Here is a 15,151-nt window from a genome sequence, read left to right on the forward strand (position 1 = left end):
GGTACTTTATTCTCATACCAATTAGACAACTTTTTATACAACTATACCAATTTATAAAGAAGAGGAGATTTGAAATGAGCACATCCCCTAAAGAAACGCCGCATATTCAACCTGGAGGAGTAGAAATCGCAGAGACGATTCTATTGCCAGGCGATCCCTTAAGAGCAAAGTTTATTGCAGAGAACTATTTGGAAAATGTCGTCCAGTTCAATAATGTTCGCGGTATGCTGGGCTATACGGGAACTTTCAAGGATAGAAAAATATCAGTGATGGGTACTGGAATGGGAACACCAAGCATGAGTCTGTACTCATGGGAGCTGATTCATGTATTCGGTGTGAAGAATCTCATTCGTATTGGTTCCGCAGGGGCGATTCAAGATCATTTGAACCTGTATGACATTGTTTTCGCGATGGGTTCTGCAACCGATTCCAATTATGGACACCAGTACAACCTTCCGGGTCACTATTCGATTACGGCATCATTCGAACTTTTGGAAAAAGCCAAGAAAATAGCCGATGCGCAGGGGCAGAAGGTTCATGTAGGCAATGTGCTCTCCAGTGACATCTTCTATAATGCGGACCCAACGGCGCTGAAGAGATGGAGCGAGATGGGAATTCTATGCGCCGAGATGGAATCTGCTGGCCTGTATATGAACGCAGCACATGCGGGCGTTAACGCCCTGTGTATTTTGACGATCAGCGATCATATTTTCAGACATGAATCCACGACCTCGGAAGAGAGACAGACCGCTTTTACTAAAATGATGGAAATTGCACTGGAACTTGCTTGATCATCTGATTCCGGAAAGGAATGTGGCGAATGGCTACAATAACTGAACATACACCGCAAAATACCCCGCCCTTTCAAGCGAAAAGGGCAGTCCCTGTCATTCTGCTCTTTTTCGTCTTTGCCTTAATCATCGATAACTCATTCAAGTTGGTTTCAGTAGCAATAGGCGATGATCTGGGAATCTCGGCAACTATGGTTAGCTTGCAAGCTTCATTAGCGGGACTTGTGATTGGGATTGGCGCCGTCATCTATGCCTCTTTGGCCGACTCCATCAGTATCAGAAAGCTGTTGGTTGCAGGGATTATATTAATCTGCATAGGTTCGATTATTGGGTATATTTTTCAAGACTCTTATCTAATCATTGTTATTGCTCGTATGATCCAGACTGCAGGTCTGGCCGCAGCTGAAACTTTATATGTTATCTATGTAATGAAACACCTGCCCAAAGATGAACAGAAGAAGTTCCTGGGTCTCAGCACAAGCAGCTATTCACTTTCTCTTGTTATCGGTTCCATTACCGGGGGGTACGTGTCCACCTATTTAAGTTGGTCAACATTATTCTTAATTCCGCTGCTGTCCTTACTCCTAATTCCCTTCATTCTTAAATATTTGCCGAAGGAACGATCTCGGAAGAGCCATGTTGATCTCATCGGTCTGATTCTCATATCGGCCATTACTACTTCTGTGTTGATGTATTTAACGGATTTCAACTGGATCTTTATTATGAGTTTCGTAGCCACTGCAGCACTTTTTCTTGGCTATATCAGTAAGAGTAAGAAGGCGTTCATTGGGATTTCCTTTTTTCAAAATAAACGGTTTGCATCCGTACTTGCCATAGCCTTTGTGATTTATTCCGTTCAACTGGGCTATATCTTTATTTTCCCATTCCTGCTTCAAAAGTTGTATGATCTTCAGCTCGATACGATCTCACTGCTGCTGATACCAGGCTATGTAACGGCGATAATAGTCGGTTCGCTGTCTGGAAAAATAGCAAAAGTATTGACCAATAAGCAAGCCGTTTCCATTGCTATGGGCATAATCGTATTCAGCTTGGCTTTACCCGGCCTTATTGGAGGCTCGATTCCTGTATATGTTCTCTCCATGCTGCTGTTCTCGGGGTCATTCGCATTCATGTACGCGCCTTTGCTTGAGTCCTGTGTACGCTCTATCCCTGCAGAAAAGTCAGGAACAGCCATTGGATTCTACAACTTGGTGTTAAATGTATCCGCTTCCATAGGCATCACCTATACCGCATCTCTTATGGATGTAGTATCTTTTGGAACGGTGTTATGGATCCTTTCAATCATTACCTTGTTCGCACTAATGATGTACGGATTGCTTGTGGGCCGACTCACTGAGTCGAAGTAATTAAAGGTATCCATAGATTAAAACGCTCAAAATCACCATAAACACTCTCAGCCTTCCTGAAACAAAGTAAATTTTATTGCCGCATAGATACAGGATTGGTACAATATAATGAAATATTAGGGCACTGCTTCGCTAGCATTGCTAGAGACAACCCCGCTACTTGTAGCCGGGTTGTTTTTTGTTTTTTATTAAAATGACAAGGTGGAGATTCCAATGATGATCATGAAGGAAACAAGAGCGATCCTAACCAAAGAAGACCTCATTCACAAGTTCAAAAGCTGCGGACTCATGGAGGGACAAACCATCATGGTTCATACTTCGTTAAGCAAGCTCGGTTTTGTTATAGGCGGAGCAGAGACGTTCATTCGATCCCTTCTTGAAATCATTGGAGAAAAAGGAACTCTGATCATGCCATCCCAAACGTGGAAAAATCTCGACCCTTCCACAGGTGTGCATTGGGAGGAGCCCGTAGAGTGGTGGCCTACCATTAGAGAACACTGGCCCGCTTATGATAAGGAGGTTACCCCCGCAATCGGTATGGGTGTCGTAGCCGAGATGTTTCGCAAGTGGCCGGGAGCCCATAGGTCACACCATCCTGCGCGTTCCATAGCAGCGGTGGGCAATCATGCGTCATATATAACGGAAAATCATGATTTAAGCAACATTTTTGGAGATGGCTCCCCGTTGGATAAGCTGTACCAGTTAAACGGCCATGTGCTTTTGGTTGGCGTCGGCTACGAAAAAAACACGTCGCTGCATTTGGCGGAAACAAGGGCAAATTTCCCTGGCAAGAAGTACTCCGAGGAAAGTAGCGCCATGATGATTAACGGCAAGCGCGAATGGGTCACTTACAAGACCCAAGCCGTAAACGACGAAGATTTTATTCAATTAGGGCAGCACTACGATACCGAAAAAAACGTGAAGATTCATAAAGTTGGAGACGCTGATGTCCGGTTCTTGGAACAAAGACCGTTGATCGACTGGGCAACAGCATGGATGGAGCGCACTAGGGTGCATCTATAGCAGAGAAAAAGACTGTCGTGGAGGGCGCGGTATCATGATGAACAAACTCGAAGGCAATAATCGGCATATCCGGATGAATATCATAAACTTTGCTGCAAGGGAGCCTTTCAGTTTTGTTCGGTGAGAGACTGGGGGCTTCCCCCGTCTACCCGACCTCGGCTTTAATGAAGTAGTTTAGCCAGGTTCGTGCTATAATGGTGTTTACCTGATTAACATTCATCATTCTGCCGAGAAGGCGATGATTAAGGAGATTGAACTTTGACGAACAACCATGATATTGGATCAGTTAACGAACTACCGGAAAACTTTGAAGAGCTCAAACGAGCGGCTAATCGGTCGGCAAGCTGGAGAGACAGACTGAATGCGGTGAACGAATTGGGAAACTGGGATACAGTCCCTACCATACAGTTGCTACATTATGTTTTGAAAAATGATCAAGTGTTTCAAGTGCGCGAAGCCGCATATCTCAAGCTCAAGCAGTTGGATGAAGATGTACAAATGCCTGCTAAAAACAAAGGCGATCTGTTTAAAGGTCTTAACAAAATTTTGCTACGGATTAAAAAAAGCCTTCCTGAAGGTCACACATTTGAGGAATTTAAGGAAAAACTGCAAAAGACACGTGTGGATATTTATGATACTTACGAGGGCGACAAAGATGCTGAGTTCGATTCCTGGCTCCATGGAATTTGGGAGACACTAGGTAGAAGATAGCCGCCGTGCAGGCTACAATGTAGACTTTCACAGTCTCCATCGGGCTGATTTAATACTGTAACTTTAACCCGACCCTTTGCTTTATCACGATCGCTATTATACCGTTCACCGTATAATAGCTGAGTACAAAGCCACTCCAGAAAAATGGAGTGGCTTCTTTATTTCTTATTATTTTGATTGTCACCAGATTTCATCTCACTCTTTAGCATTTTGAAGTATGAATGCAGTAACATTTCAGCATTTGTGTCATCATTAATGCTTTTGAAGTAATTCCACAGTAAAAAAATACCTCTAAAACACTGTTTTAGAGGTCTGTCTTATATACTGATTTTTATTTTACTTTAAAAAGGAAAAGCATCGGATATTCTTACAGCAACATCCCCTGTAAATTTTCTTCCATCAGATGTTGTTACAGATATTGTATGATCACCAGCAGGAACACCTGCTGCATTCCATGTGTTACTTGAATTAGCAGCTAAAGTATGACTTTTACTGTTACCATGCTCTTGAATAGTAACAGTTACTGATGTCGCTGTAGTGTTTTTAACAGAGAATCTATAATAACTCCATGCTGCTGGTTGGTTCCAGAGATTTAGATATGTACCATTGCTCATTGAAACTCCAGAATCACTAATAACTAAATTGTTTTTTCTTGGTTGAATTTTTTGAAATTCATCAATATAACTACCATTAGAAGTAATTGTTTCACTAGAAACAGTAACAGGAGTGGAAGGATCGCTCGCAAAAACACTACTTGCACCTATAATTAATGCTGCTCCTAAAAGTAATACAAATAATTCCTTTTTATGTTTCATAAATTGTACCTCTTAATTTTTTTTCTAAACTATACCGAATTATTTTCGGAAAATAGAATAGTAATAAAAAATCATTATACTACATATAATAACAAAATAAAACATTTTTATAATAATTATGATTAATAAAAATACTTACGATAGCCGGATATATGTACAAAAATATAGTAGGTATGTGAATAAGTCTGGCTTCCAAATCTCCAAACTCAGACGAATTTTGCTGTGACGGCCGATTAGCGTTCCGTGGAACAATGAAAAAAACCGTGTTTTGGCTAACAAGCCAAACATGGTTTTTCTTCGATTTATTTCTTTTCTCGGGGGTCATCAAATAATATGTTCCTTTATGACTGGCACAGTGAAATATAATAAGCTGAAAAATGAGTATTGGGAACGAGTGGTTGCTTAGAATTTTTCGTCCTACTTGTGGTACGGTTCATTCCGGTTAATCTTCACTGCGCGATAAATCTGCTCCACCAGCACCAGCCGCATGAGCTGATGCGGCAGGGTCATGCGCCCGAAGCTCAAGCGCTGCTTCGCGCGGCGCAGCACCTCATCGGAGAGCCCATGGCTTCCTCCGATGACAAACACGACATGGCTCGTCCCATAGGTGCCGAGCTTGTCGATCTCTGTTGCCAGCTCCTCGGAACTCCAGAGCTGGCCGTCCAATGCGAGCGCAACCACATGCGCCTCGCTCTTCACATGCGCGAGGATGCGTTCACCCTCGCGCTCCTTCACCGCCCGCACCTCAGCTTCGCTCAGGGTGTCGGGCGCCTTTTCGTCTGCGACCTCGATCATCTGAAACTTGATGTACGGGGCGAGCCGCTTGGCATATTCCTGAATGCCCAGCGTCAAATATTTTTCCTTCAGTTTGCCTACACCAATAATCTGAATCAACATGAAGATCCATTCCTCCTAATCGTCCTGCGAAATAATCTATAAGTAAGATGCTTCAATACATCGTTTGTATCAATATTAAAAGCTAACGAACTCCACACACCTTATCTAGCCCCATTTCGGCTCCTTTAAAATCTAAAGAATCTGAGACACGCTATTTCAGGCAAAACACGCCAAAAACACAAAAAGAGCGCTCCGACACGCTCTCTTTGCTTCTTGCCTGTGATGTTCATACCGGATGGCAGGCGAGCGAGTGCATCCATGACAGACGCACCAACTGCGGATGCCTACACAGTACGCTAGACGACTAGATACTCGGCCTTTTGTTCGCACTCGGCGCACTTCGCAGGCGGGTCCCAATCGGCAAATTCCGTCTCCTTCAGATCAACGATATCTGGAGCGTCCTCATACTCATCAACAAACATGTCGATGGCGATGTCCACGTGTTCTTTGCATACAACGTACATCCGTTCAAGCATCCTTTCTGTATCCAGCTATGCTCCCGATTCACAACCGCTTATCCATACAGGATAGCCACTTCTCTGTTCTATCACACCTGCCGCGGAAAAGAAACCCCTAGCCCCCATTTATCGTGTCCAACTTCCACCAGTCCTCTCATTTCAGCACAAAAAAAACTAAAAAAGCATCACTTCTCGACACCCGATTGGCATCCCAAAGTAACACTTCTCCAAATTCCGAATCTATCCCACTCATTCGTTAATATTCAGATTACCGCACATATGAAAGCCATCGTCCTATTGTATTCAATCTACCCTCAATGGATATCGATCTTACTCCAGCCCCGACTGCGCCTTCGTCAGCAACTTGCCGCCCTGAAATGCGATTACCGCATTGGCCCCCGAGCCGCCGGTGCCCTTATAGTTGTAAACCACCATATTTTCCGCCTCGCTCAATGCCTCACCTTCACCGCCAAGGATTTCGATAACTTCCTCTACCGCCATGCCAACCTCTAGCTTTTCGTACTGGGCAAACGTAATCAGCACCCCATCTCCCTTTCCAGCCGATCCGTTGTTTCCCGAGCCAACAGGTGCTTTACCTCCAGGCTCATTCACCGCAATCACGGTGGTGCTCAGCTCCTCCAGCTTTTTCTCCAGATCCGCGATCTTCTTGCTCTGTTGACTATTCTTCTCACTCTGGTCCGCAAGCTTCTTCTCCAGACCTGTAATCTGCTCCTGTAAACCACTAACATCAGCAGTCCCTGACGGGGACACCTCAGAAGTACATGCGGACAAAACAAACAGTGCAGATACCAGACTTGTTCCCCCCACCATGGTTTTCGTCAACCGTTTCATTGAATTAACCCCTTCCACTCCAGATTGAGAATACAGATCGACAAACAGATGTTACTCGCACAGCCGCCCATCACCAACACATTCCCAACAGTTTACCATAACTGGAACCCTTTATAACAGAGACTTTGGCTCTGGTCCTAACCTATCATTGGGAAACGACAAAATCTCCACTGTAACCTCATGAATGTGGTTTATATGTAAATCAAGATTAGTGCAATAAAAAAGAGCAAATCAACAAGTTGATCGACTCTCCTTTATTACCCTATTTCTGTGTGCCATGTACATGAAAGCAATTCCCTTTACTCCGGTTTATCCGTGAGCTTCACCGACACCTTCTCGGCGTTGCCATCCCGGTAAAAGGTGATTTCAATCGTATCGCCGATCTTCTTCTTATCGTACAGATATTTCCGCAGATCAAGCGTAGAGGTAATTTTTTGCCCATCAAATTCCGTAATGACGTCATTCAGCTTCATACCCGCATCGGATGCCGGACCGGACGCTTCCAGCACAACCACACCACTGTCCACGTGGGATGGGAGCTTCAGGTCTTTACGCTGCTCGTCATCCAGTGGGGCGTATGGATTACTCAGATCGACGGTATATACGCCCAGATATGGACGAGATACTTTGCCATTCAGCAGCAGGGAATCGACCGTTTTCATCACTTCGTTCATCGGAATCGCAAAGCCGAGGCCTTCAACGCCTGTATCCGAGATCTTCATCGTGTTGATGCCGACCAGTTTGCCGTTCAGATCGGCCAGTGCCCCGCCACTGTTGCCTTCGTTAATCGCCGCATCCGTCTGGATCACGTTTTGTTCCCAGTCATACACACCGTCCTGATTAATGGATACCGGCAGAATCCGATCTGTGTAACTGACAATACCGGATGTCAGCGTACCGCCCAGACCGAGCGGATTCCCGATCGCCAGCACCGTTTGACCGCGCTGAAGTTTGCTGGAATCACCAAGCTCTGCGGCTGGACCGATGCCCTTATCATCTTGCACAGACAATACCGCAATGTCACTAACCCGGTCTTTGCCCACCAGCTTCGCTTTATGCGTTTCCCCGTCCACCGTAACAATCTCCAGATCACTCGCACCCTCCACGACGTGATGGTTGGTCATGATGTAGGCTTTGCCATCTTCCTTTTTGAAAATGACCCCTGATCCCAGCGCAGAATCTTCCATCGACAGGCTGCTGCCCGTTTTATGGTTCACGATGCTCACCACGGAAGGGCGAACCTTCGCAGCTGCCTGGATAATCCGGTCGTACGGATCAGCCGCCTGCGCTGTCTGTGTACCGCCTCCGCCGTTCCCTGCAGCGTTCGCTAGAGGTAATGATGCAGGCTGCATAATAAAGCTGAACAGCGTAACGGTCACGATGGAGCTGATTACCGAACTGATCACGGCTACCTTGACCGTGGAGCTAAAACCCGAGCGTGACTTGCGTGGATTCTGCCAGCGGTCCCGTCCCCTGCCCCTGCCTCCAGGGCGAATGATCTGAAGTTTACCTTTCTGTTCAGGTTCGGCGCGTCTTGATACTTTGGTTGAATAAAAATCGTCTCCAAACAATCCCATCGTGATCCTCTCCCCTTCGTTGTCACGCATCAAGACCCTGACTGCCGCCCGATCGTTGTCGCATGGCCAACGACTGTGTCCTTACGTTACCCCACTCCGGCCACAGCCGAGCTTCCGATCGCTGTTACTCACAAATTTTATTGATTATCCTCTAAATAAGGTGAAAATTTGTTCATAAAGGCGAACGCTTCGCTTCTCCAGCTTCGTTCTGTGTCCTCCGTTACGCGTGTACCGTAAATACCAACTCATTCTTCCATGCGTTCCTGCATAAAAAATCGTTTTGCATATCGCTGCCATTCCCGCTAACTCGAAATGAAGCGTCTATGTACAACAGAACGGACATCCCATTCTGCTTGTGACTCTATCAGAAATGCTCTCGCATTCTACGACATGCCTTTTTGCGCGCAAAACAGCCTCTACTATAAAAGCTCCTTATATACTAAACACGCCAAATCTTAAAAAGTTGCATATTTACGAAGATTAACGGAAATTTCCGCTATAACGCGCTTAACAATAAAGGTCCCTAGTATCTATCACCACAAAATCCAGTTGGCTAAGCGCAATTTTGCCTATTCCCGTGAACTTTTTCATCTTCTTAAGCAAAATGCAGCCCCTGGTTCAGCATACACGTCCCTTACGTGTAATTATAGCGGCAAAAAGAGGAATGTTTTCCATCAAGCCTGACTACAATAATAGTAAAAGACAATTCGAAGCTTCATAGAAGGAGGATTCACATTATGGATCGCACGCGTACACTCACAGCCATGGATGAAGTTCATATGGCGGCCAAGCTGGCCGATCTCAAGGAAGAGCATTACCGCAACACCCTTGCCCTAAGCACGATTATTGAACTGCTCGTCGACAAAGGCATTCTGACCCGCGAGGAAGTTGAGCGCAAAGCTACCGAACTCGACAGCTTTATGGCTCACCCACCCTATCCCATGGCGTAGGCCGATCATAATACGTATCACAGAGCTTGAACTCATGATCCCGATAAAAGCAACCACGGCTCTCCATCGCATCACGCACGGTCATTTTCGCCAAGTCCATCATATTATGATCCCGGCTCAAATGTGCCAGATACGTGCGCTTGATGCGTCCGTTCATCAGTTCACTAAGCGCAGCTCCCGCCGCTTCGTTCGACAAATGCCCAATGTCGCTCAGAATGCGGCGCTTGGTGTTCCATGGATACCGCCCCATGCGCAGCAATTCGACATCATGATTCGCCTCCAGCACAAGTACATCCGAATCCGAGATCGCATCGCGAACCTTGTCGCTCATATATCCGAGATCCGTCGCAACGGACAGCTTCTCACTGCCATCATCGAATGTGTACCCTACCGGTTCCGCTGCATCATGGGAGATGCCGAAGGATTCCACGCGAAGGGAGCCAAAATCATGCTTTTCACCGGTCTCAAATACCCTCCGGTTTTCCTCTGGAATCGCCCCAACGGACTTCTCCAGTGCCGCCCACGTATTCGTATTTGCATAGATTGGTAAATTATATTTCCGAGACATCGCGCCTAGTCCTTTAATGTGATCGGAATGTTCATGTGTAACCAGAATCCCGTCCAGCTCCGTTCCCGAAATCTCCCGTTCCAGAAACAATGCCTCCAGCCGCTTCGCACTGAGACCTGCATCAATCATGAGGGATGTGCCCCCATGCTGTATAACCGTGGCATTCCCTGTCGAACCGCTGGATAACACGGTAAAATAAATCCCCATAACGCATTACTCCCCTGGTTTGTCTGTCTTGGGACTGAATACATCCCCACTGATGCCCTGCACGTACAACACTTCGCCACTTTCCAGCACGAACCGCCATGCCGGCATCGCCACCTGCATATCTGAATTGAACAACTGGCCGTAATAGCCCAACTGAATATCTTTGACAATCGCATCATTTGGCAAAAAGTTCTCGATCAGCGTACCCAGCGCCTTCGACGCCGGAAGCACCTGCTGATCGCTTTCCTCCGCTGTCGTAATCCGCACCGGAGTCTGACGATAACCCGTAATTTTCTGATCGCTGTAGAATAGCTCCAGACTAACATTGAAGAGCGGCCATTTGCCATCCACCAACGGATGAAGCACAAATGCCCCATCCTCCGCCATCAGCTGATCCCATCGATACGTACCGATCTGGGGAATCTCGTTCTGTAGTGCATCCTCCAGCTCGCTTTGCGAGAAGATTAGCTTGCTGTCAACGGTGTTTTCCAGTTCAACATCAATGCCTGTCTTGTTATCTTCAATGAACTCATACGACAGCTTCGGCAGCTTCGGCGTCTCATTCGGAATAGGAGCCAGCACTTGAATGCCCTTCTCCTCCATTGCCTGTTGTGTATTATCCGCCAGCGAGGTGAAGTCCAGATTGGCTCCGGCCGTCTCCCGCGCATCCATCCAGATCTGGTATCCCAGCACCAGATTGAGCAGCAGGAAGGCATAGATCAATACATTTTTCGCCCGTCCCCAATCCAAAACATCCACCTCCATCATTAGACTACTATCACACTTACCACTCCGTGGTCAGAACAACCTTCCGATCGCTGTTATCCCCAGATTTCTTGATTCCCTTTTCCCAAGGGAGAAATCCGGGGATAAAGGCGAGCGCTTCGCTTCTTCAGGTTATTTCTGCCCCCTCCGTTAACGTGTGATTCTAAACCTCGCCCGGATATCAAATGACTTCATATCCTATAACCCATCAAGAAACGGTGGTCTCCTCCCCGTTTCCAAATCGAATTACCCACACCGGTATCAGCTTCAGTCCATCCTCAATGCTGGATGGACGGTACGCCGGATACACGTCTACGACCTTACGGTTGGTGCCCGCCACCTTCTGGATGAGCGCCTTCAGCTTGTCCCCACCGGGCAGGGTGACCGATTTCTTCGTCTCCGCGCCTTCGTTCAGATATTCGAGCGAACGTTCATAGCTGGATACCGTCTCCTGCTGCATCTCCATGCTGATCGTGCCGAACCTGAACTGCATCGAGTCCATAATCGGGAAGCTGCTGTAATATTGCTGGAACTGAAGCTTCGTCTTCGTATCGGTTGTATCCAGCATCATGCGCGAACGACCTTTCCAGCCGCCATGCTGATTCACAAAATCAACCGCAGACAGCGCATCCTTCGCTGCGTCAATCTGTCCCGCAGGCGGCGCCGCTGGATCGGTGTAGCTAATCCAGCGCTGTTCTTGCTTCACTTGCAGACTGCGCTTGCTGTCTGTATAGATCTCCGATCCATCTTTTTCCCGAATGTTTCGGGTCATGCTTGGATCAAAGAATAGGCTGCGCTGCATTTGTTCGACAGTGAACTGGCCTGTAGGCACGTCAGCCTCAATCGTTTCCAGTGCTTCAGCCGGGATATAATATCCACCGTCCATCAGCGTATAAGGTGTCCAGCTGCTGCCGAAGTCGACATGCTGCTGCACATCCTGTACTGTCAGATCCGCCTGCGTCGCCTCGTAGACCACGTCGCCTTTGGCGCTGAAGAACAGTGCGTGTGCCTTTGTTTCATTTTTGGCCGTATAGATCGAGATCCGGTTAATCGTTTCCCCCTGGAAGAGAGAGTCTGTCCCGAGTCGCATCACGCGCTGTAACAACGCTACAGGGATGCCTTCCTTGAACGACAGCTCAAAGCCAGGATTCTCCTTACGAATCTGATCCCAATGGACCGATTGCACACTCCGACGCTGGAAATCATCAAACGTACGCCCCTGCAACCGTGAATAGATCAACTGATAGAATGTATTGCCTGGATAAAACACCGTATGTTTGTCCTCTCCCAGATGAATAACCATCTGATCAGGGAAAATTAAATCTTCAATATTGCGCTCCTGGCCCATATTCTCGGTTTTCACATAGTTCGTCTCTGACGTCACAATCGAATCGCCCCCACCGGGCAAACGATAGATCAAGAAGTAACTTTGTACCAAACTGGCAACGACGAGGGAAGCAAGCACCAGAGATTTAATCCGCTCTTTCAAGGTGCTCACCCCCTTCCTCACGCATGGGCAGTGTGAACGTTACCGTCGTCCCCACGTCTACCTCGGACTCCAGTGAGATATTGCCATCATGGGCCTTCACAATTTCCCGGGCAATGGACAATCCGAGCCCTGTACCGCCCATACTGCGGGAGCGAGCCTTGTCTACCCGATAAAACCGTTCAAAAATGCGGTCCAGATCCCGCTGTGGAATCCCCATCCCCGTATCGGTCACTGATATGGCGAGAGTATGATCATCATTGCGTCTGGCTGCGATTGTAATCGTGCCACCTTCAAGCGTGTATTTCAGCGCATTGGACACAACATTATCAAGCACCTGATCAATTTGGTCGCGATCCAATGGAACCGCTGGAATCCCGTTCTCTACAGAAAGCACAGATTGAATATCCTTCTGATGCATCTGAAACGAAAAACGATCCGACACTTCTTCCAACATCTCCATGATGTCGGTTGGCTGTTTGCGCAGCATCGCTTCCTTGGAATCGAGCCTGGACAGATGCAGCAAATCCGTAACCAAGCGAATCATACGCTCCGTCTCATTCTGGATTACTCCAACGAATCTCCCAGCGAGCTGCGGATCTTCCAGAGCTCCATCATCCAGCGCTTCTGCGTAGCTCTTGATGGTGGTCAACGGTGTACGCAGCTCATGAGAGACATTCGCCACGAATTCACGCCGTGAAGCTTCCAGTTCTTCCTGCTCCGTAACGTCCTGAAGCACAGCGATCGTACCTGTAATGCCTAGCTCCCGGCGATGAACCGGTGTAAACGTCATGCGGATGACAACGGGATCTTCCTGTCCCGCAGGCGCAATCTGAAGCAGCGTCGAACCCGTAAATCCACTCGCTAACGCTTCCGCATCTTCCGGATCAATGCCCAGCAATACCGCAAAATGCCTTCCTTCAATGTCCGCCGGACGCATGCCCAGAATGCTGCTGGCACGGCGGTTCACCAGAATGACTTTGCCATATTCGTCCGTGGCCACCACGCCATCACTCATGTTGGTCAGAATGGACGTGAGCTTCTCCTTCTCCTCTTCGTTCTGGGAGAGTGCATCCCGGAGCCTGCTCGTCATATAGTTAAATGCCCGGCTAAGCTGTCCAATCTCATCCGTTCCGAATACAGGGGTCTGCTGATCAAAGTTTCCTTCTGCGACCGCCGTCGCCCTTCGGGTAACCTCCTTGATCGGCTGCGTTATCGTATGTGACAGAATGACACCAAGCACTGCGGTTAATACCAAGGCAATCAAAATGCCGGAGATAAAAATCTTGTTAATGCCCTCCATTGTGGCATATAACTCATTCATCGAGGCGGCGATGTAGACCGCGCCGATAATCTTGCCGCCGGACAGCACCGGCTTGGCAACGACCTTTTTGCGAACATTATCCTCGTCCACGATATATTCCTCATTGTCCCGAATGCCTTGAAGCGCACGGCTGACAACGGTCTGGGTGTTTTTGCGTCCAACATAGTCTGAATGGGAACTTAGCGAGGTGGTCAGCACTTTGCCGCTGGCATCCAGCACCTGAATTTCGGCGCCGTTAATGTTGAACAGGTTGTTTACCAACACACGCAGGTTTTCCGTTTTGTCCTCGCCAGCCTCGGCTTCTCCACCAGCCATCGTCTCTCCCACAAGCACAGACAGCATCTCAGCCCGTGCCTGCAAATCCTCAGTGAAGTTGCTGGTCAGCGAGTTCTTCATCGCACTCACAAAATAAACGCCGATCAATTGCATCGCAATCAGAATCAGCAGTACATAGATAATAATCAGTTTCGCCTGAATCGTTCGAAAGAACGAAAATCGCGAGAAACGCCCCATTATATCCCCACGCTTTTGGGACTGCGCACGAGATAACCCAGCCCGCGGCGAGTCAGAATCGTTTCCGGTTTGCTCGGGTTCTCCTCAATCTTCTCACGCAGACGACGAATCGTAACATCAACGGTACGTACATCCCCGAAATATTCATATCCCCATACCGCCTGCAGCAGATGTTCACGTGTCATGACCTTGCCGGAATGCTTCGCCATATAATAGAGAAGTTCGTACTCACGGTGGGTCAGATCCAGCGGTTCGCCGCCTTTGTAAGCTGTATACATGTCCATATCAAACGCCAAATCAAATAAACGCATGACCTGTTTCTCTTCGTCTTCCGGCGCTTCAGCCGTAATGGCAGGCTTCTGCCGTCTGCGCATCTGTGCTTTCACCCGGGCGAGCAGCTCGCGCGTACTGAATGGCTTCGTCACGTAATCATCCGCACCTAGCTCCAAACCGAGCACCTTGTCGATCTCGCCATCCTTTGCAGTCAGCATAATGATCGGCATCTCCAGATGGGCACGCACCTCGCGGCAAACATCCATACCATCCTTACCTGGCAGCATCAGGTCCAGCAGCATCAGATCCGGCTTCTCGGATAACGCCAATTCAACCGCACGAATGCCATCAAATGCGCAGATGACCTCGTACCCCTCTTTTTCCAAATTAAACTTCAGAATGTCCGCAATGGGCTGTTCATCGTCCACCACCAAAATCTTCCCCTGCATCGGCTGTCTTCACCCCTATATCCTGCTTGATCCGCCTTAGCGGTCTATCTCTCTTAATCAACTTATATAAATTGTGTTTCCTACGTTTTCATTGAATATAGTTCATATCATATGGCTTGTTGCCT

Annotated in this window: 15 protein-coding genes; 5 read left to right on the forward strand and 10 right to left on the reverse strand. The window is 47.7% G+C overall.

Features of this window, described 5'->3' with window-relative positions:
- Window positions 1–74 precede the first annotated feature (74 nt).
- The 4 genes from deoD to BLV50_RS18890 all read left to right on the forward strand — a co-directional run bounded on the left by deoD (window position 75) and on the right by BLV50_RS18890 (window position 3,892).
- On the forward strand, window positions 75–791 hold the full coding sequence (deoD, locus tag BLV50_RS18875) for a purine-nucleoside phosphorylase (protein WP_063565775.1): 717 nt from the start codon (window positions 75–77) through the stop codon (window positions 789–791).
- A 29-nt stretch (window positions 792–820) separates the two neighbouring features.
- Entirely contained in the window at window positions 821–2,158 is a 1,338-nt protein-coding gene (locus tag BLV50_RS18880) for an MFS transporter (protein WP_090809384.1), read from the forward strand.
- A 213-nt stretch (window positions 2,159–2,371) separates the two neighbouring features.
- A complete protein-coding gene (locus BLV50_RS18885) occupies window positions 2,372–3,181 on the forward strand; it encodes an AAC(3) family N-acetyltransferase (RefSeq protein WP_090809386.1) in 810 nt (269 codons plus the stop codon).
- 258 nt (window positions 3,182–3,439) lie between these two features.
- A complete protein-coding gene (locus tag BLV50_RS18890) occupies window positions 3,440–3,892 on the forward strand; it encodes an esterase (protein ID WP_079697008.1) in 453 nt (150 codons plus the stop codon).
- 341 nt (window positions 3,893–4,233) lie between these two features.
- Here the strand turns inward: BLV50_RS18890 and BLV50_RS18895 are convergent, their stop codons facing one another.
- The 5 genes from BLV50_RS18895 to BLV50_RS18915 form a co-directional block, all read right to left on the reverse strand.
- Entirely contained in the window at window positions 4,234–4,707 is a 474-nt protein-coding gene (locus BLV50_RS18895) for an Ig-like domain-containing protein (protein WP_090809388.1), read from the reverse strand.
- A 417-nt stretch (window positions 4,708–5,124) separates the two neighbouring features.
- Window positions 5,125–5,604, reverse strand: coding sequence for a 23S rRNA (pseudouridine(1915)-N(3))-methyltransferase RlmH (gene rlmH / locus BLV50_RS18900; RefSeq protein WP_072733920.1), 480 nt, complete (start codon window positions 5,602–5,604; stop codon window positions 5,125–5,127).
- 296 nt (window positions 5,605–5,900) lie between these two features.
- Window positions 5,901–6,068, reverse strand: coding sequence for a CxxH/CxxC protein (locus BLV50_RS18905; protein ID WP_063870633.1), 168 nt, complete (start codon window positions 6,066–6,068; stop codon window positions 5,901–5,903).
- Window positions 6,069–6,392: 324 nt separating this feature from the next.
- A complete protein-coding gene (locus BLV50_RS33555) occupies window positions 6,393–6,914 on the reverse strand; it encodes a hypothetical protein (RefSeq protein ID WP_256337992.1) in 522 nt (173 codons plus the stop codon).
- Between the two features lie 299 nt (window positions 6,915–7,213).
- A complete protein-coding gene (locus tag BLV50_RS18915) occupies window positions 7,214–8,491 on the reverse strand; it encodes a S1C family serine protease (protein ID WP_072733921.1) in 1,278 nt (425 codons plus the stop codon).
- Window positions 8,492–9,228: 737 nt separating this feature from the next.
- On the opposite strand from BLV50_RS18915, the gene BLV50_RS18920 reads away from it, so the two are divergent.
- Window positions 9,229–9,441 (forward strand): hypothetical protein, encoded by a 213-nt coding sequence (locus BLV50_RS18920; protein ID WP_053781978.1) that lies wholly within the window; start codon window positions 9,229–9,231, stop codon window positions 9,439–9,441.
- On the opposite strand, the gene BLV50_RS18925 is transcribed toward BLV50_RS18920, so the two are convergent.
- The 5 genes from BLV50_RS18925 to yycF form a co-directional block, all read right to left on the reverse strand.
- Window positions 9,410–10,216 (reverse strand): MBL fold metallo-hydrolase, encoded by an 807-nt coding sequence (locus tag BLV50_RS18925; protein WP_062327768.1) that lies wholly within the window; start codon window positions 10,214–10,216, stop codon window positions 9,410–9,412. The genes BLV50_RS18920 and BLV50_RS18925 overlap by 32 nt on opposite strands.
- 6 nt (window positions 10,217–10,222) lie before the next feature.
- Window positions 10,223–10,966, reverse strand: coding sequence for a two-component system regulatory protein YycI (gene yycI / locus BLV50_RS18930; protein WP_090809390.1), 744 nt, complete (start codon window positions 10,964–10,966; stop codon window positions 10,223–10,225).
- Window positions 10,967–11,189: 223 nt separating this feature from the next.
- Window positions 11,190–12,470, reverse strand: coding sequence for a YycH family regulatory protein (locus tag BLV50_RS18935; protein ID WP_090809392.1), 1,281 nt, complete (start codon window positions 12,468–12,470; stop codon window positions 11,190–11,192).
- Window positions 12,454–14,304: a cell wall metabolism sensor histidine kinase WalK gene (gene walK / locus BLV50_RS18940; RefSeq protein WP_063567364.1), complete on the reverse strand. Its 1,851-nt coding sequence runs from the start codon at window positions 14,302–14,304 to the stop codon at window positions 12,454–12,456. The genes BLV50_RS18935 and walK overlap by 17 nt, the downstream gene beginning before the upstream one ends.
- Window positions 14,304–15,026, reverse strand: a complete 723-nt coding sequence (gene yycF, locus BLV50_RS18945) for a response regulator YycF (RefSeq protein WP_062327757.1) — start codon at window positions 15,024–15,026, stop codon at window positions 14,304–14,306. The genes walK and yycF overlap by 1 nt, the downstream gene beginning before the upstream one ends.
- Window positions 15,027–15,151 lie beyond the last annotated feature (125 nt).

This window comes from Paenibacillus sp. 276b, assembly GCF_900107875.1.
Taxonomy (GTDB): domain Bacteria; phylum Bacillota; class Bacilli; order Paenibacillales; family Paenibacillaceae; genus Paenibacillus; species Paenibacillus marchantiae.